This is a genomic window from Phenylobacterium sp. (genome assembly GCF_035475775.1).
GTDB lineage: Bacteria > Pseudomonadota > Alphaproteobacteria > Caulobacterales > Caulobacteraceae > Phenylobacterium.
Window position 1 is genome coordinate 13,471 of sequence record NZ_DATIMC010000102.1, and the last position, 17,101, is coordinate 30,571.

At 71.9% G+C, this 17,101-nt stretch carries 14 protein-coding genes; all 14 read right to left on the bottom strand.

Features of this window, described 5'->3' with window-relative positions; genetic code table 11:
• On the bottom strand, positions 1-1,404 hold the full coding sequence (locus VLI41_RS12555; RefSeq protein WP_325268423.1) for a HAMP domain-containing sensor histidine kinase: 1,404 nt from the start codon (positions 1,402-1,404) through the stop codon (positions 1-3).
• Between the two features lie 22 nt (positions 1,405-1,426).
• Entirely contained in the window at positions 1,427-2,098 is a 672-nt protein-coding gene (locus VLI41_RS12560) for a response regulator transcription factor (protein WP_325268424.1), read from the bottom strand.
• A gap of 18 nt (positions 2,099-2,116) precedes the next feature.
• Positions 2,117-3,688: a Do family serine endopeptidase gene (locus VLI41_RS12565; protein ID WP_325268425.1), complete on the bottom strand. Its 1,572-nt coding sequence runs from the start codon at positions 3,686-3,688 to the stop codon at positions 2,117-2,119.
• 147 nt (positions 3,689-3,835) lie between these two features.
• Positions 3,836-4,288, bottom strand: coding sequence for a cytochrome c-type biogenesis protein (locus tag VLI41_RS12570; RefSeq protein WP_325268426.1), 453 nt, complete (start codon positions 4,286-4,288; stop codon positions 3,836-3,838).
• Complete coding sequence (locus VLI41_RS12575; protein WP_325268427.1) at positions 4,285-6,258, bottom strand: heme lyase CcmF/NrfE family subunit; 1,974 nt, start codon at positions 6,256-6,258, stop codon at positions 4,285-4,287. The genes VLI41_RS12570 and VLI41_RS12575 overlap by 4 nt, the downstream gene beginning before the upstream one ends.
• Complete coding sequence (gene ccmE / locus VLI41_RS12580; RefSeq protein ID WP_325268428.1) at positions 6,255-6,734, bottom strand: cytochrome c maturation protein CcmE; 480 nt, start codon at positions 6,732-6,734, stop codon at positions 6,255-6,257. Before ccmE ends, VLI41_RS12575 begins: the two co-directional genes overlap by 4 nt.
• A complete protein-coding gene (gene ccmI, locus VLI41_RS12585; protein WP_325268429.1) occupies positions 6,731-7,816 on the bottom strand; it encodes a c-type cytochrome biogenesis protein CcmI in 1,086 nt (361 codons plus the stop codon). The genes ccmE and ccmI overlap by 4 nt, the downstream gene beginning before the upstream one ends.
• 40 nt (positions 7,817-7,856) lie before the next feature.
• A complete protein-coding gene (locus VLI41_RS12590) occupies positions 7,857-9,239 on the bottom strand; it encodes a hypothetical protein (RefSeq protein ID WP_325268430.1) in 1,383 nt (460 codons plus the stop codon).
• Between the two features lie 86 nt (positions 9,240-9,325).
• Positions 9,326-10,705: a sensor histidine kinase gene (locus VLI41_RS12595; RefSeq protein ID WP_325268431.1), complete on the bottom strand. Its 1,380-nt coding sequence runs from the start codon at positions 10,703-10,705 to the stop codon at positions 9,326-9,328.
• Between the two features lie 10 nt (positions 10,706-10,715).
• Positions 10,716-11,405: a response regulator transcription factor gene (locus tag VLI41_RS12600; RefSeq protein WP_325268432.1), complete on the bottom strand. Its 690-nt coding sequence runs from the start codon at positions 11,403-11,405 to the stop codon at positions 10,716-10,718.
• A gap of 24 nt (positions 11,406-11,429) precedes the next feature.
• The gene (locus tag VLI41_RS12605; RefSeq protein ID WP_325268433.1) at positions 11,430-11,762 is read right to left on the bottom strand and encodes a hypothetical protein; all 333 of its coding nucleotides are present in this window, start codon (positions 11,760-11,762) and stop codon (positions 11,430-11,432) included.
• 58 nt (positions 11,763-11,820) lie between these two features.
• Positions 11,821-12,762: a J domain-containing protein gene (locus VLI41_RS12610; protein ID WP_325268434.1), complete on the bottom strand. Its 942-nt coding sequence runs from the start codon at positions 12,760-12,762 to the stop codon at positions 11,821-11,823.
• A gap of 158 nt (positions 12,763-12,920) precedes the next feature.
• Entirely contained in the window at positions 12,921-13,385 is a 465-nt protein-coding gene (locus tag VLI41_RS12615) for a YcgN family cysteine cluster protein (RefSeq protein ID WP_325268435.1), read from the bottom strand.
• A 251-nt stretch (positions 13,386-13,636) separates the two neighbouring features.
• Positions 13,637-17,038 carry an acetyl-CoA carboxylase family protein gene (locus VLI41_RS12620; RefSeq protein WP_325268436.1) on the bottom strand — a complete coding sequence of 1,134 codons (3,402 nt, stop codon included), beginning with the start codon at positions 17,036-17,038 and terminating at the stop codon, positions 13,637-13,639.
• Positions 17,039-17,101 lie beyond the last annotated feature (63 nt).

The following is a 17,101-nucleotide window of genomic DNA, read 5'->3' on the forward strand; positions in this document are numbered from 1 at the left end:
CTAGGCGGCGCGCGGCAGGATGAGGGCGACCCGCAGGCCCGGCCCGCTCTCGCCCACCTTGCCGGGACCCTCGTCCAGCTCCAGCCGGCCGCGGTGCGCCTCGGCGACGGCGGCCACCAGGGAGAGGCCGAGCCCGGCCCCCGGCTGGTTGCGGCTGTTCTCCAGCCGCACGAACCGCTCGACGACCCGCCCGCGATCCGCTTCCGGCACGCCGGGGCCGGTGTCGGTGACCGAGAACTCCACCTCGCCCGAGGAGCGCCGTCGGACGCGGAGCATGATCGCCCCGCCGCTGGGCGTGTACTTGACGGCGTTGTCCAGAACGTTGGCGATGGCCTGGGCGAGGAACTCCTTGTTGCCGCGGGTCTGCAGGCCCTTGCTCAGCTCGGCGGCGAACTCGACGCCCTTTTCCTCGCAGAGCGGCTCGTAGAGCTCGCAGATGTCGGCGGCGAGCTCGCCAGGATCGAACAGCACCGGATCGGGCGCCGCCCCGGCGGCCTGCAGCCGGGCGATGGCGAGCACGGTGACAAAGGTCTTCAGGACGCCGTCGGTGTCCTCCAGCGCCTGGGCGAGCGCGTGGGTCGGATCGCCCTTGCCGGCCTCCACGTCCAGGTAGGCGGCCTCCAGCCGGGCCCTCAGGCGGGTCAGCGGCGAGCGCAGGTCGTGGGCGATGGCGTCGCCCGCGTGCCTGTGGCCGGCCATGGAGCGCTCCAGACGATCGAGCATCTCGTTCAGCGCCTGGGCCAGGTCGTCGAACTCGTCGCGGGCTCCGCGCACCGGCGCGCGCGCCGCCAGGTCGCCGCCGCGCACCGCTTCCAGCACCTCGGTCAATCCGGCCATGCTGCGGGTGACGTTGCGGCTCATCAGGACCCCGCCGCACAGGCCGAGCACGATGACCAGCAGGCCGGCGCCCCAGAGGGCGCGCACGACGCTGAACACATAGGCCTCGTCCTCGCCCACGTCGGCGCCCACGAACAGGATCTCGCCGCCGGACAGCCGCTCCTGCAGGCCCCGCGCCGGGTGCTTGATGATCCGGCCGTGCGGGGTCTGGTCGGTGATCGAAAAGCTGGTCCAGGTGGGCTTGCCCCCGAACTGGTCGACCGGGCTCTCCTCGATGGAGCCTGAGATGCGCTTGGCGTCCTTGCTCATCAGCAGATAGAGGAACGGCCGCTCGCTGGCGGCGCGCTCGATCAGCGACTGGTTGACCGCGTCCAGCCCCGCCCGGTCGTAGGCGGCGACCAGCGAGCGCATCTCCTGCTGAATCTCCCGATCGGTGCGCCGGGTGGCCTCCCCCGCCGTGGCCACATAGATGTAGGCCAGCAGCGCGAAGGCGACGGACGCGAACAGCGCCAGGAACAGCAGCGTCAGCCGGAACGGCGCGGTGCGGAGGATGCGCGGCAGGCGCATGAGGCGGGAGCGCCGTTCGCGCCTAGGCGTCGAGCCGATAGCCCGCCCCGCGGACGGTCTGCAGCATCGGCCGATCGAACCCCCTGTCGATCTTCGAGCGCAGCCGTGAGACGTGCACGTCGATGACGTTGGTCTGCGGGTCGAAGTGGTATTCCCAGACCTTCTCCAGGAGCATCGTGCGGGTCACCGACTGGCCGGCATGGCGCATCATGAACTCCAGCAGCTGGAACTCGCGCGGCTGCAGGTCGATCTCCTTGCCCTGCCGGTGCACGGTGCGGGCGATCAGGTCCATCTCCAGGTCGCCGACCCGCAGCACCGTGGCGACCGAGCCCGTCTCGCGGCGGCGGGCGAGCGCTTCGACCCGCGCGATCAGCTCGGCGAAGGCGTAGGGCTTGACCAGGTAGTCGTCGCCTCCGGCCTGCAGCCCGGTCACCCTGTCGCCCACCTCGCCCAGGGCCGACAGGAAGAGCACCGGCGTCCCGTCGCCCTGCCGACGCAGGGTCTCGACCAGCTTCACGCCATCCATCTTCGGCATCATGCGGTCGACGATCATCACGTCGAACTCGCCGGCCTGGGCGGCCTTCAGCCCCTCCTCGCCATCGCTTGCCTGGACGCACGCGTGCCCCGCCTCGGCGAGGCCGCGGGCCATGGCGTCGGCCGCCTCGCGGTCGTCCTCGACGATCAGGATCTTCATCGCCGCCCCCAGCCGAAGCTATTTGATCTTGAGCGCCAGGAAAGCCGTCCTGCCGCCCCGATAGACGCCGAGCAGCACGCTCTGCCGGCCGGCCTTGCGGGCCTGCGCGACGACGGCCGCCACGTCGGCGGCGGTGGCCACCTGGCGATCGCCCGCCCGCACGACGACGTCGCCGCGCCGCAAGCCCTTGTCGCCGGCGTCGGAGGACGCCTCGACCGAGGTGACCACAGCCCCATGCACGCCGGCGCCGAGGCCGAGCTGACGCCGAAGGGCCTCATCCAGCGGAGCCAGGCGCATGCCGAGCACCGCAGGCGCCGCGGGGCTCGGCGTGGCCTGCCCGCCGCCGGCCCCGCCGGGCGCGGCGCCATTGTCGTTGGCCGCCAGCTCCTTCTCCGAGGGTCGCACGCCCGAGCGCACGTCGATCGTGCGGTGGCGCCCGTCGCGGATCACGTCGAGATGCAGGATGTCGCCGGGATGGCGCTGGGCGACCTCGCGGGTCAGCTCGGAAGAGGACTTCACCTGGGCGCCGTTGATCGCGACCACCACGTCGCCCGGGAGCAGGCCCGCCCGCTGCGACGGACCGCCCGGCGTCAGGTCGGACACGATGGCGCCCTTCTGGTCGCCCAGTCCCTGGGCCTGAGCCATTTCGGTGGTGAAGTCCTGGATGGTCGCGCCGATGTAGCCGCGTTGGATGGCGCCGCCGTGGACCAGTTGCGAGGTCACCTTCTCGGCCACGTCCGCCGGGATCGCGAAGCCGATGCCCACCGAGCCGCCGGTCGGCGAGAAGATCGCCGTGTTGACGCCGATCACCCGTCCATAGATGTCGAACGTCGGGCCGCCGGAATTGCCGCGGTTGATCGGCGCGTCGATCTGGATGTAGTCGACGAAGGTCTCGCCGATGTTGCGGCCATAGGCCGAGACGATGCCGGCCGTCGCCGAGCCGCCCAGGCCGAAGGGATTGCCGACCGCGATTACCCAGTCGCCGACCCGCGGGCGGGCCGAATTCTCGAAGTTCACGAACGGATAGGGTCCGCCGGTGACCTTGATCACCGCCAGGTCGGTCGCCTCGTCGCGGCCGACCACCTTGGCGTCCAGCTCGCGCTCGTCCTTGAGCACGACCTTGATGGTCTCGGCGTTCTCCACCACGTGGTTGTTGGTGACGATGTAGCCGTCCGGCGAGACGAAGAAGCCCGAGCCGGAGGACTGCTGGGTGGGGAGCTTGGGCTGGCCCTTTTCGGTCCGGCCGCCTTGCGGCGGAGTTCCGCCCTCGTCCTCGTCGTCACCTCCGCCGCGCGGGACGATGTCGAACGGCAGGCCCTCGAGGCCGGGGATGCGCCGCAGCAGGCTCGGATCCACCCGGCTGGTGACGTTGATCGAGACCACCGCCGGCGAGACCTTCTCGAAGATGTCGGCGAACGACATGGGCGCGCCCGGGGGCGGCGCGAAGATCGGCGCGGTCGAGGCCTTGATCACCTGGCCCTGGTCGGCGCGGGCCGCAGGAAGCACGATGCCTGCGCCCGCCACCGCGGCGACCATGACGCCGGCGCCGGCGACGGCGCCCAGGAGGTAACCGGTCTTCTTGGAGGTCATCAGTCTTCTTTCCTTCGGCGCGAGCGGCCCGGAGACCTGGGGGCGCCATATAAAACCTAGGTTCGATGCACGAGAGCGCAATGGCGCTCAAGTTACGGTTGGGTCACCCTGCGCTTGGCTTTCCGTCCGTTCTTGGGCGCAAAGATGTCAGGTCGGGCCATCCTGCGATAGCCGCTGCAATCGCGCCCGTTCGGCTTCCGAAAGCTCGTCGTCGGGTTGTCGGTTCCTCAGGCGTGCGGACAGCAGGACGACGCCCAAGCCCACGACCACGAACGGCCCGGCCCAGAGCGCCAGGTTGCCCAGGTCGAACGAGGGCTTCAGCAGGACGAACTGGCCGTAGCGGTCGGTCAGGAACTGCTTGATCTCGGCGTCGCTTCTTCCGGCCTTCACCTGCTGGCGCACGATCTGGCGCAGGTCATGGGCGAGCTCGGCCTGGGAATCGTCGATCGACTCGTTCTGGCAGACCAGGCAGCGCACGTCCTTGAAGATCGCCCGGGCGCGCGCCTCCTGACCCGGGTTGGGCAGCCGTTCCGACGGATCCGAGGCCGCGGCGATGCAGAGCACGCCGGCCAGGGCCGCGAGCGCGGCGCGCAGCCTCACGCCGCCTGCTCCCGCCTACGCGGCACGCCGATCCGCAACCGCCGGTCCGAGAGCGAGATCGCCCCCCCGAGGGCCATGATCACCGGACCGAGGAAGATCAGGCTCGCCAGCGGGTTCCAGTAGGCGCGGATCAGCCACACGGGGCCGCTGGCGCTGTCCCGCCGTTCGCCGAGGACGATATAGAGGTGACTGGCGCCGCGGTTGCAGATCGCGACTTCCGAGGTGGTCTGCCCGCCGGCCAGGTAGAGCCGCCGCTCCGGCTCGCCGGTGCACACCGGCTGGCCGTTTCGCGTGGCCGCAACCACCGCCCGTTCGGCGTCGTAGTTCTTGCCTTCGACCGGCCCCACATCCTTCAGCACCAGGTGATAGGCGCCGACGTTCAGCGCGCCGCCGATGGGCAGCGTCTCGGCCGCTTCGGCGCGCCAGGCGGTCTCGAACGTGGCGCCCAGCACGAAGACGCCCAGGCCCAGGTGCGCCAGCGTCATGCCCCAGGCGCCGCGCGGCAGGCCGATGAGCCTGCGCCAGCTCTCCCAGGCCGGGACGCGGAAGACCCGCGTGCGCTCGACGAGCTCGGCGATGGCGCCGGCGATCAGCCAGGCGCCCATCGCCAGGCCCAGGGCTCCGAACCCCCGGCGGGGATCCTGCACCGCATAGGCTGCCAGGCCCGCAGCGAGCGCGACCGCGCCCGCCGCCCACAGCCTCTGGCTGACCCCCAGCACGTCGCCGCGCTTCCAGGCGAGCAACGGCCCGGTCGGCAAGAGCAGCACCAGGGCGGCCATCAGCGGCATGAAGGTCAGGTTGAAGTAGGGCGGCCCGACCGAGATCGCCTCTCCGGTCATGGCCTCGCGGATCAGCGGGTAGAGCGTGCCCAGGAGCACCGTCGCGGTCGCCGCGGCCAGGAGGATGTTGTTGAGCACCAGCGCGCTCTCCCGGCTGACCGGCGCAAAGACCCCGCCCTGGCTGAGGCCGGGCGCGCGCCAGGCGAACAACGCAAACCCGAGCCCCGCGGTCACCCCCAGGATGATCAGCAGCAGGACGCCGCGCCTGGGATCCACCGCGAAGGCATGCACCGAGGTGAGCACGCCCGAGCGCACCAGGAAGGCCCCCAGCATGGAGAAGGAGAACGCCGCCAGGCCCAGGAACACCGTCCAGCCGGAGAGCGCGCCGCGCTTCTCGGTCACCACCGCGGAGTGCAGCAGGGCCGTGGCCACCAGCCACGGCATGAAGCTGGCGTTCTCCACCGGGTCCCAGAACCACCAGCCGCCCCAGCCGAGCTCGTAATAGGCCCAGAAGGAGCCCAGGGTGATGCCGATGGTGAGCAGGCTCCAGGCGGCCAGCGCCCAGGGCCGCACCCATCTGGCCCAGGCGGCGTCGACGCGCCCTTCGATCAGCGCGGCCACCGCCAGCGAGAAGACAACGCTCATGCCGACGTAGCCCGAGTAGAGGAACGGCGGGTGGACCGCCAGCGCAGGGTCCTGCAGCAACGGGTTCAGCGAGCGGCCCTCCACCGGAGGGTTGACGAGCCTCACGAACGGGTTCGAGGCGAACACCGTATAGGCCAGGAACACCGAGCCAAGGCCGCCCTGCACGGCCACCGCGACCGCCTTCAGGCCGCGCGGCAGGTTGCCGCCGAAGAAGGCCATCGCCGCGCCGTAGGCGGTGATCGCCAGGTCCCACAGCAGCATGGAGCCTTCGTGGCTGCCCCAGGTTCCCGCCACCTTGTAGAGCAGCGGCTTCTCGGTGTGGGAATTGGCCGCGACGTTGGCCACGGAGAAGTCGGAGACCACGAAGGCGTGCATCAGCAGGCCGAAGGCCACCGCCGTGGCCAGGAACGCGCCGAAGGCGGCGCCCTCCCCCGCTGCGGCCAGCAGGATCGAGCGGCGCAGGCGCGCGGCGGCCGACAGCGCCAACTGGGCGACCGAGAGAGCGAGCCCCAGGATCAGGGCGAAGGCGCCGAACTCCGCCATCAAGGCTTCTCGTAAGCCGGCGTCGCCCCGTCGCCACGCCACTCGCCCTGCTTCTTCAGCTGGTCGGCGAGCTGTTTGGGCATGTAGCGCTCGTCGTGCTTGGCCAGCACCGTCTTGGCCTCGAAGACCCCGTCGGGCCGGAAGGCGCCCACGGCGACGATCCCCTGGCCTTCGCGGAACAGGTCGGGCAGGTCGCCACGGAAGACCACCTTGTCCGCCGCCGTCTGGTCGGCGACGGTGAAATCCACCTCGCCATCGGGGCGCTTGACCACCGAGCCCGTCTTCACCAGGCCGCCGAGCTGGACGGAGCGGCCAGGCTGGGGCCTGGCGGACGCGGCCTGCGAGGGCGTGTAGAAGAACGAGATCGAGCCCCTGAGACCCCAGAGCGTCAGCCCGACGGCCAGCGCCAGCACCGGGGCGATGGCGGCGATCAGGCTCAACCGGCGGCGGGCTTTGCGGGACTTGGGCAACCAGCTCATTTCATCGGCTCCGCCTTGGCCGCGGCGTTCAGCGCATCGAGGATGTCGGGCCGCGTCCTATAGCGGCTCTTGGCCTCTTTCAGGGCGGCGTCGCGCTGGGCAGTCTCGCCGAGCACCGCATAGGCGCGCACCAGCCTCACCCAGCCGTCAGGATCGTCTGGACTGGCCTTCAGCCGCGCGGCGAGGCCCTCGACCATGCCGCGGATCGCACCCATCTGGCCGGCCGAGAGCTGAGGCGGCGCAGCGGCGGGCTTGCCCTCCTCCTCGGCGATCGCCTGCGCCAGCGCCTGCCGCCGCGGGTCATCGGCCGGAAGCTCGCCAGCCAGGCTGCGCCACTCGGCCAAGCCGCCGGCCTTGTCGCCGGCCTCGATGCGGCCGCGGGCCAGCTGGAAGCGGGCCACGATGGCGTGCGGATCGCGTTTCAGGGTTTCCTGGAAGGCGTTCCTCGCCTCGTCCGTGAGCTGCCCGCCCGCCTCGACGACCAGCGCCTCGCCCAACATCTCCCAGAGATCCGCCCGGTTCGGCGCAAGCCCGATGGCGTGGCGCAGGGCCCGGACCGCTTCGGCGGGATTCTGCGAGGCGCCCTCGGCGAGAGCCAGGTAGCGGAAGCCTTCCGGGTCGTTCGGCCGCTCGGCCGTGAGCTTCTTCAGCACTGCGGCGAGCTCCGGCGGATCGAGACTCGCGGGGTTGGCGGCGAGCCAACTTCGCATGCGTTCGGCGAACGGCTGGTCGGGCATGCCGGGCGAGCCCAGGGCCAGATAGACGGCGAGCGCCAGCAGGGGAGCCAGGATCACCGCCCCCAGCACCGGGCGGCGGGCCCGGGGATCGGCCGACCAGCTGGCTTCGGGCGCCTCGGCCGCGGCGAGCAGCCGGCGCGCGGCCTCGGCGTGGGCGGTCCTGCGCTCCGCCTGGCCGATCAGGCCGCGTTCGGCCAGCTCGTCGATTTCGGCGAGCTGGCGCCGGTAGAGGACAGGCGTGGGGTCTGCGGCCTCGCCGTACGCGGCGGCCTTGGCGGCCCGGCCCAGGATGAGGAAGGCCGCAGCGGCCGAGAGCACGCCGGCCGCGACCCAGAACAAGATCATGGGGGCCGTTTAGCCGAAAGACCTCAACGGCGCGAGTGCGTCATGCCTGCCCGGACGCCACAGCGGCGGCGGCCTCATCGTGGCGGACCGCCGCCGCCCGTCGCCGGACGAGCTCGGCGGCGCGCTCATCGCGCACCAGCAGGCTGATCTCGGCGGCGATCTCCAGATAGGCGTAGGCGACCTCCTCGTCCGGCGCGTCGCCGGTCCGGATATGGTCGAGCACCTCTTGGACATAGTTGTCGAGCATGTCGCCCAAGGTCTCGAGCATCTTGCTGCGAGCCGCGCCGAAGCCGCCGTAGTTGGCGCTGGAGCGGACCTCATGGGAAAACGCCAGCAGGGTGAGCGCGCGCCTCACCGGAACCGGATCCGGCAGGGTGTTGAGCTTCGGCTCGGTCTTGCGCATGCGGGCGATGCGCACGGTCTGCATCGGCAGCGCCGCGATGGTGAGCTTCTCGGCGGTGCGCAGATGCCCCTCCACGACAGCGGCCAGGGTCTTCTTCTGCTTGACCAACTCGTGGCCCCAGCCGTGGTCGCGCGAGAGATCGACGCAGGTCTCCATTTCGCTGATCTGATAGGTGATCAGCTCGACCCGCTTGCCGGCGCCGCGTCCGGCGTCGGGCCCCCCGTCCGGATCGAGGCTCGAAACCGCCTTCAGGCTGGCGTCGATCTCGCGCATCACCCGTTCGCCGAATACCGCCATCTCCGAATCGGCGAGGTAGCGCTCGGTCGGCTTGTCCATCACCGCGGAGATGATCCTGAGGACCATCCAGGGGTGCGGCAGCTGGGCGGCCAGCATTTCGAAGAAGCGCGGCCCGGCGTCGTCGGCGATCGCGACGGCGTCCTTGTAGGCGAGGCGCGCCGAGGCGGTGGTCTCGTCGCCGAAGTGGGCGTTCCAGTCGGCGAGCTTCGGGATCGCCGCGCGAACCACCGGGGCGATGTCGAGGCAATCGGCCAGCAGCCCCGCGCCGCCGGGCCTGGCCTCGTCACAGACCTCGGCCGCCAGGGCGAACTCCCTGGGCTCGCGGGCGCGCACTGCCGCCGAAGCGATGGCCGCCAGCATGTCGAACGATGGGTTGGCGCTTTCGCCCGAGGTCTGGTCCTCGAAGGCGGCGGCGGCGTCGGCGACCGCCTCGGGCGCAAGGCTTTTCAGCCCGCGCCACAGGAGCGCCAGGGCGTAGGCCGGAAAGACCAGATGGCTGGCGTCCTTGCCGTCGCCCACGCACATCGGCGCCAGGGGCTGCAGCGCGGTGTTGCGCAGGCGGCGGTCCAGCGCCTCGGTCTCCACCAGGCGGCGAACGCCGGCCAGGGCCGAGTCGTCCGCGGTCTCGGCGAGCGCGAGCTGCAGTCCGCCCACCACCCGGTCGGGCGCGGCCGCCACCAGCTGGCGGACGATCTCGATCTTGTGCTCCGAGAGAGCGGCCATGCCGGGGCTCCGCGGCGGACAGCGATCCGCTGACCGGCCATGATGCGCCGCCGCCGGTTAAGGTTTTCCGAAAGCTAACAACGGCGTTACGCGGCGGAGCGGGGCAGGTCGATGACCAGCTTGAGGCCGCCCAGCGGCGAGTCGTCGAGCCGGAGGGCGCCGCGATAGGCGCGGGCGAGCTCGTCGATGATCGACAGACCCAGGCCGGATCCAGGCGCGTTCTCGTCGAGACGCGAACCGCGGCGCAGCACCTCCTCCCGCTGGTCCGGCGGCAGGCCGGGACCATCGTCCTCGACCGTGAGCCGCAACCCGTCGCGTCCGAGGGCCGCGGCGCGGACCTTGACCTTGCCCTTGCACCACTTGCCGGCGTTCTCGATCGCGTTGCCCACCATCTCGAGGAGATCCTGCCGCTCGCCCAGGAAGTAGAGATCCTCGTCGGCGTCCCAGTCGATGACCACGCCCTTGTCTTGAAAGATGCGCTCCAGGGTGCGGGCGAGCTCGTCCACCACCTCGGCCACCGAGGTGCGCTCCCCCTGCCCCTGCGTGCGGGCCGCGGCGCGGGCGCGGCGCAGGTGATGATCCACCTGCCGACGCATGACGTCGGCCTGACGGGTGACCACTTCGGCCAGCGGGCCTGGCCGCTGAGCGGACTCGGTGATCATCACCGAGATCGGGGTCTTCAGGGCGTGCGCCAGGTTGCCGACGTGGGTGCGCTGGCGTTCCACGACCTCCTGGTTGTGCGCCATCAGGGCGTTGAGCTCCTCGGCGAGCGGCATGAGCTCGGTCGGATAGGCGCCGGCGACCCGGTCTGCAGCCCCCCGGCGCACCGCGCCCACCTCACGCTGGAGCTCGAACAGCGGCCCCAGCCCCACGCGCACCTGGATGACGATGGCGGCGATCAGACCTGCGCCCAGCAGCAGGAACGCGCCGGCGGTCCAGGCGATGAAGGCGCGCACGTCGGAATCGATCGGCGAGCGGTCCTCCGCGGCGAGGAAGATCACCGGCCGGCCGAACACGGTGCGGTTGGAGGCCATGGCGCGCAGCGGCTCGCCGAGCGGCCCGCGCGTGCTGAAGGTGACCGGCTGGCCCGGATTGGCGGCCAGGCGCTGGCCGAGATCGGACGGCGGATGAATCTCTGAGTCCCACAGGGAGCGCGAGCGCGCGTCGGCGTGGATCTTGCCGCCCGGCGCGAATTCGGCGATCTCCCAGTAGCGGCCCGAATAGGCGCGCAAGGCCCGCTCGTCGGTGAGCGCAGGTGCGATCACCTGACCCTGGTCCACCGTGGTTCCCGCCGTGAGGTTGTCGATCAGGTCCGACAGGCCCATGTCGAACCGGCGCAGCGCCGCCTGCTGGAAGAGCACGGCGAACAGCACCGCGGAGACCACCAGCGCCGCCAGGCTCCAGCTCAGCGCCAGCAGCATCAGCCGCCGGGCGAGCGATGGGCGGCGCGCCGCCTCGCCGATCATGCGCACGTCGTCAGGGCTGGCCGGACCCGCCCAACTCCTCCTCCGGGCAGGTCAGGCGATAGCCGAGGCCGCGAACCGTCTCGATGCGCTCGGGCCCGATCTTCTTGCGCACGCGGCCGATGAACACTTCGATGGTGTTGGAGTCCCGGTCGAAGTCCTGGTCGTAGAGGTGCTCCACCAGCTCGGTTCGGCTGATCACCCGCCCCTGGTGCATCATCAGATAGTGCAGCAGCCGGTACTCCAGCGAGGTGAGCCGCAGCGGCTCGCCGTTGACGCTGGCGCGCGCGGCGCGGGGATCGAGACGCAGGCCGCCGCAGGAGAGGTGCGGCGCGGCGTGGCCGGCCGAGCGCCGCAGCAGCGCCCGCAGCCTCGCCAGCAGCTCCTCGGTGTGGAACGGCTTGGTCAGGTAGTCGTCGGCGCCGGCGTCGAAGCCGGCCACCTTCTCGCTCCAGGCGCCGCGGGCGGTGAGGATCAGCACCGGCGTGGCCATGTTGTCGCGCCGCCAGCGCTCCAGCACCGAGACCCCGTCCACCTTCGGCAGACCGAGGTCCAGGATGATGGCGTCGTAGGGCTCGGTCTCCCCGAGGAACTGGGCTTCCTCGCCGTCGGGGGCATGGTCGACCGCATAGCCGGCGTCGGACAGCGCCTGCTTCAGCTGCCGCGACAGGTCCGGATCGTCTTCGACAAGCAGGATGCGCACTTGCGTCGTTCCTCTCGGTTCGGCCTAGCCGCCCTGTTCGCCGATCATGGCGCCGGTCTCGGCATCGACGACGAACACCTTCACGCGGCCGTTCGGCATCTGCCACTGCACGAAATAGGCGGGCCGGCCGCCCGAGTCGCCCATGGTGGTGTTGAGATGCCGGCCGGGCGTGCGAGCCGCGATCATCGCCAGCACCTTCGACAGGGGCGCCTGGCGTCCGGCGCGGACCGCCGCACGGGCCTGGTCCTGGTCGGAGCGGCCGGCGCCGAGCACGGGACGGCCGTCGTCCTGGGCCGAAGCCGCGATCGGGGCGGCCGCGGCCAGGAGCAGCACGGCGAGGGCGGGCCAGGACGTCATGGCCGCCATCCTAGGCCGTGGGACTGAACCCGGCCTGAATGGGGCGTTGAGGGCCGGCTCACGAACGCCGCCTGGCCGTATAGGGCCGCTTGGCCTTCCAGCCCTGGGCGAAGGCCTCGAGCTCCGGATCGGGAGCGTCGGGCAAGGTGACCACCAGGCGCGCGAACAGATCGCCGCGGCGGCCCTGGGCGTCCGACAGGCCCCGCCCCTTCAGCCTGAGCTTGGCGCCGGAGTTGGTCCCCCTCGGGATGGTCAGCGTCACCGGACCATCGGGCGTGGGGGCCTCCACCTTCCCGCCCAGCACCGCGTCGTAAACGGTGACCGGCAGGTCCATGACCAGAACCTCGCCCTCCCGCCGGAAGATCGGATGGGGGACGATGGCGAGCTCGATGAAGGCGTCGCCCGGCCCGGCCCGGCCAGGAGCGCCCTGCCCCTTCAGCCTGAGCGTCTGGCCGTCCTGCGCGCCCTTGGGAATCGTGACGTCGATGGTGCGGCCGTCGGAGAAGCCGATTCGCTTCTTGGCGCCCTTGATCGCCTCCTCGAGGTCGATCTCCAGCTTGGCGCGCACGTCGGCGCCGCGTTGGGAGAAGCCGCCGAAGCCGCCGCCGCGGCCCGCGCTGCGGCCGCCGAACATCTCGCCGAGGATGTCGCCCAGGTCGACGCCCTCGAAGCTCTCCCGGTAGGCGCCGCCGCGGCCGAAGCCGTTGTCGCGGCCCGCCCCGCCGGGCTGCGGTCCCCAGGGCCCGCGGCCGCCGCCGAAGCCGCGCATGCTCTCGCGCCCGTCGGCGTCGATCTCGCCGGCGTCGAACTTCTTGCGCTTGTCGGCGTCGCCCACGATGTCGAACGCGGCGCTGACCCGCTTGAAGCGCTCCTCGGCCTCCTTGTCGCCGGGATTGGCGTCAGGATGGTTCTGCTTGGCGAGCTTGCGGAACGCCTTGCGGATCTCGTCCGCGCTGGCCGTGCGGGAGACGCCCAGCTCCTGATAGGGGTCGCGCGCCAAGTCGGGGACCTCGGGGTTACGCTGTCTAAGTCCTGGGACTTTCTAGATTGGTCCGGCGGCGGTTGCACGCAAGAGCGTGTGTTGCATTTCGGCCACAGGCCGGCGGCGACCAGGCCCGGGCTCTCGATGGCGGCCGAAGTTGCCTCCGAGCCGTCCTTCTAGTCCCGTCCGCGCTCGGCGATCAGATCGGGGGCGGCGAAATCCAGGGCGTCCTCGGGGTCGGACAGCGCCTTTTCGCTCACCGTCTGGCCGCGCACCGAGACGCCGGCCCGATGCACGCTCTCCGGATCGCCGGAGACCAGCGGGTGCCACCAGGCGAGGTCGCGGCCCTCGGCGAGCCGGCGGTAGGCGCAGCTCTTCGGCATCCATGGCAGGGCCGCGATGTTGCCGGGCGTGAGCTTGACGCAGTCGGGCACGTGGCGGCGGCGGTCGGCGTAATCGCTGCAGCGGCAGGCCTCGGGGTCGTAGAGCTTGCAGTGGACCCGGGTCGGGACGACCTCGCCGGTGTCCTCCTCCTCGAAGCGCACCAGGCAGCACAGACCGCAGCCGTCGCAGAGGCTCTCCCACTCCGCGGCGGTCATCTGATCGAGACGCTTGCGGCGCCAGAACGGGTCGCCCGCCATGGGCGGTGATCTAGGCCCCGCGAGAGGCGCCGTCGAGCGGAGCCGGACGGATTGTCAGCCCGACCGCCGCGGCGACGCGGCCTCGAACTTCAGTTCCCCGCTCGCCCCCGCGGAGGCGGGGGCCCATGCTGAGGTCGGGTCGGCGCATTTGCGGCTCGGCTTGGATCCCCGCCTTCGCGGGGATGAGCGGGGGGGAAGAATCGGCCGCGCGTGGCCCCCTCCACCATTGCCGCCACAATTGGGGGTGGAGTTCAGGGACGGTAACCGAGGGGGCGGGAGACCAGGGCGTGCGGCAGGGCCGCCACGCGGGCGGCGTTCTCCACCCACTCACAGATCCAGCGGCGGGTGTCGCGCGGATCGATCATCTCCTCCATCTGGAAGCGGTTGAGCGGCCCGATCGGCCCGCGGACGCTTTCGATCCGCGCCTCGATCTCGGCGCGGAGCGCGGCGGGGTCGGCCGCCTCGGCAAGCTGGCGCTTGTAGGCGGCCTCGATGCCGCCCTCCGGCGGGATGCCGCCGACGTCGGCCGCGGGCCAGACCACGCGCGCCGAGGCCGCGGCCTTGGGCGTCGCGTAGTTGTTGCCGGCGACCCCGAAGCTGCGGCGCATGATGACGGTGAAGATCGGCACGCCCACCTGGGAGAAGGCGATCATCCACTCGCCGCCCTTGCGGATGGTCCCGGCGATCTCGTGCTCCAGCCCCACCGCGAAGCCGGGATTGTCGACCAGGTTGAGGATCGGCAGGTGGAAGAGGTCGCACAGGTCGGAGAGGCGCTTGAGCTTGTCGCAGCCGTCGGCGGTGAGCGCCCCGCCGTTCTCGTGGCGGCTGTCGGAGGCCATGACGCCGACGGGATGGCCGTTGAAGCGGGCGAGGCCGGTGATCTGGTCCGCGCCCCACAGCGCGCCGATCTCGAAGAACGAGCCACGGTCGGCCATCAGCCGTACGGCCCGGCGCATGTCGAAGGTCGTGGTTCGCTTGCGCGGGATGAGAGTGAACAGCTCCTCCTCGCGGCGGTCCGGCGGATCGGCGGGATCGGGCTGGGCGCGCGGGGGCGCCTCGAACACGCTGGAGGGCAGGTAGGAGAGGAAGCGGCGGGCCTGCTCGAAGGCGGCCTCCTCGGTCTCGGCCAGGTTGTCCACCGAGCCGTTGCGGCAATGGATGCGCCAGTCGCCGAGATCCTCCTTGCTGATCTCGTAGCCCATGGCGTGGGCGACCACCGGCGGCCCGGCGACGAACAGCTGGGCGATGTCGCGCACCATCACCGAGAAGTGGCCGAGCACCGCCTTCGCGGCGCCGATCCCGACCACGCTGCCCAGGAGCACGTTGACGACCGGCACGGTGGCGAGCTGGCGGGCGTACATCTCGCTGCCGAGGTGGCCCGGCAGGAAGGAGCCGCCGCCGCCGGCCACGCGCGGGCGACCCGCCTGGATGGCGCCGGTGGACTCCCGCGCCGCGCTTTCGCCCTCGCCCTGCTGCTTGGGCACCATGGCCGCGACCGAGCCGCCGCCCGAGGAGCCGTCGAGCAGCCGCACCGAGGGGCAGCGGAACTCCAGCGACAGCTCGTCGAGGTAGCGGCTCTTCTGGCCGATGGCCCCGTCGGCGTGGCCGCCGCGGGAGGTGAAGTCGTCGGCGCAGACGATGGCGCGCCGCCCCTGGACCGCGCCCCAGCCGCCCACGTGGTTGGCCGGGGTGAACTCGGCGATCGCGCCGGCCTCGTCATAGCTCGCGAAGCCGGCGAGGCTGCCCACCTCGCGGAAGCTGCCGGGATCGAGCAGCAGCTCGATGCGCTCGCGGCAGGCGAGCTTCCCGCGGCTCCGCTGGCGCACCACGCCGGGATCCTGGCTTTCCGGCGCGAAACGGTCGTGGGCGATCTTCTGCAGGGCCGCCACCTTGTCGAGGGTGGGCCGCCAGCCGTCGTCGCCATGGGCGCGCGTCGGTCGGGCGGCATTCCGGGCCTCGGCCGAAGGCGCGATCGCGGCCACCATCTGGCCGGCGGCCACCTGCACGCCGGGCTCGAGGGCCGCCAGGCGGGTGACCACGCCGGCCACCGGCGCGGTGACCGAGGTCTCCATCTTCATGGCCGAGACCACGACCAGGGTGTCGCCCGCCGCCACGGTTGCGCCCACGCGGGCGGCGACCTCGACGACGGCCCCGGCCATCGGGCTCTCGACGCCTTCTTCGCCGTCCTCCAGCGGCAGCCGCGGCGGCTCGGCGGGCGGGAGCGGCGCGCGCCGTCCGGCGGCGGGGCCCGCACCCTCGGCCATCAGCGCCACGGCCGGCGAGGCGTCCCGCTGGGCCGCGGGGGCCTGGGCGAGCTCGGGGCGCTCGGCGAGCAGGGTGGTGCGCGCATCGCCCTCGCGCACCGCGGCCACGGCCAGGATCGCCTGCAGCTGGGCGAGGTTGGTGGGCAGGCCCGCGATGTGAAACTCGGCCAGCGCACGGCGGCAGCGCCCGACGGCCGAGGCGAGCGAGCCGGTCGAGTTCGAGGTCGCGATGACCTTGGCGAACATCGGGTCGAACTGCGGCGGCGGGGCGAGCCCCGGATAGCCGCAGGAATCGACGCGGATCCCAGGCCCACCCGGCTCCTTGTAGGCGTCGAGCCGCCCGGCGCCGGCGGCGGTGACGCGGGCCTGGACGGCGTAGCCCCTGGCCTGCGGCGGCTCGGAAAGCCCGAGCTCGGCCAGCGTCTCGCCCGAGGCGATGCGGAACTGGGCTTCCACGAGATCGACGCCGGTCACCTGCTCGGTGACGGTGTGCTCCACCTGGATGCGGGGGTTGCATTCGATGAAGACGTGCGCCCCGGTCTCCGGCTCGACCAGGAACTCCACCGTGCCGGCGTTCACATATTCCGCGGCGCGGGCGAGGCGGAGAGCGTCTTCCAGGATGCGGGCCCGCAGGTCGGGATCGAGCCCCGCCGCCGGAGCGATCTCGATCACCTTCTGATGGCGCAGCTGCACGGAGCAGTCGCGCTCCCAGAGGTGGATCGCGCCGCCGGCCGCATCGGCCAGCACCTGCACCTCGATGTGCCGCGGGCGCGCGACGATCTTCTCCAGGAACACCGCCCCATCGCCGAAGGCGGCCTGGGCCTCGCTGCGGCAGCGGGCGAAGGCGGTCTCGAGCTCCGAGGGCCGGTCCACGCGCCGCATGCCGCGCCCGCCGCCCCCGCCGGACGCCTTGAGCATCACCGGATAGCCGATGCGCTCGGCGGCGCGGGCGGCGTCCTCGGCCGAGGCCAGCGCGCCGTCGCTGCCCGCCGCCGTCGGGATCTCCAGGCTGGCGGCGAGCGCGCGGGCCCGCACCTTGTCGCCGAACAGGTCCAGGGTTTCCGGCATCGGCCCGACGAAGGTCAGGCCCTCGGCCAGGCAGCGGCGGGCGAAGGCGGCGGTCTCGGAGAGGAAGCCGTAACCCGGGTGGACCGCATCGCAGCCGGTCTCCACCGCCGCGGCGATCAGCGCCTCGATATCCAGGTAGGGCTTCACGGGATCGGGCTCGCCGGCGCCGATCTCGACGGTGCGATCCGAGGTGCGGGTGTGCAGCCCGAGCGCATCGGCGGGGGAATGGACGCTGACGCTCTCGATCCCGAGGCCGGCGGCGGCGCGGGCGATGCGGATGGCGATCTCGCCTCGGTTGGCGATCAGGACGCGCTTGAGCAAGGCCGACACTCCACCCCAATGGACCGGCCATCCTAAGGCGACGGCCCGGCGGCCCACCATAGC

What these genes read in the sequence shown, in the direction of transcription:
- VLI41_RS12555 (WP_325268423.1), bottom strand. Translation starts at nt 1,404, where the DNA reads ATGCGCCTGCCGCGCATCCTCCGCACCGCGCCGTTCCGGCTGACGCTG.
- VLI41_RS12560 (WP_325268424.1), bottom strand. Translation starts at nt 2,098, where the DNA reads ATGAAGATCCTGATCGTCGAGGACGACCGCGAGGCGGCCGACGCCATG.
- ccmE (WP_325268428.1), bottom strand. Translation starts at nt 6,734, where the DNA reads ATGAGCTGGTTGCCCAAGTCCCGCAAAGCCCGCCGCCGGTTGAGCCTG.
- VLI41_RS12590 (WP_325268430.1), bottom strand. Translation starts at nt 9,239, where the DNA reads ATGGCCGCTCTCTCGGAGCACAAGATCGAGATCGTCCGCCAGCTGGTG.
- ccmI (WP_325268429.1), bottom strand. Translation starts at nt 7,816, where the DNA reads ATGATCTTGTTCTGGGTCGCGGCCGGCGTGCTCTCGGCCGCTGCGGCC.
- VLI41_RS12615 (WP_325268435.1), bottom strand. Translation starts at nt 13,385, where the DNA reads ATGGCGGGCGACCCGTTCTGGCGCCGCAAGCGTCTCGATCAGATGACC.
- VLI41_RS12595 (WP_325268431.1), bottom strand. Translation starts at nt 10,705, where the DNA reads ATGATCGGCGAGGCGGCGCGCCGCCCATCGCTCGCCCGGCGGCTGATG.
- VLI41_RS12605 (WP_325268433.1), bottom strand. Translation starts at nt 11,762, where the DNA reads ATGACGTCCTGGCCCGCCCTCGCCGTGCTGCTCCTGGCCGCGGCCGCC.
- VLI41_RS12565 (WP_325268425.1), bottom strand. Translation starts at nt 3,688, where the DNA reads ATGACCTCCAAGAAGACCGGTTACCTCCTGGGCGCCGTCGCCGGCGCC.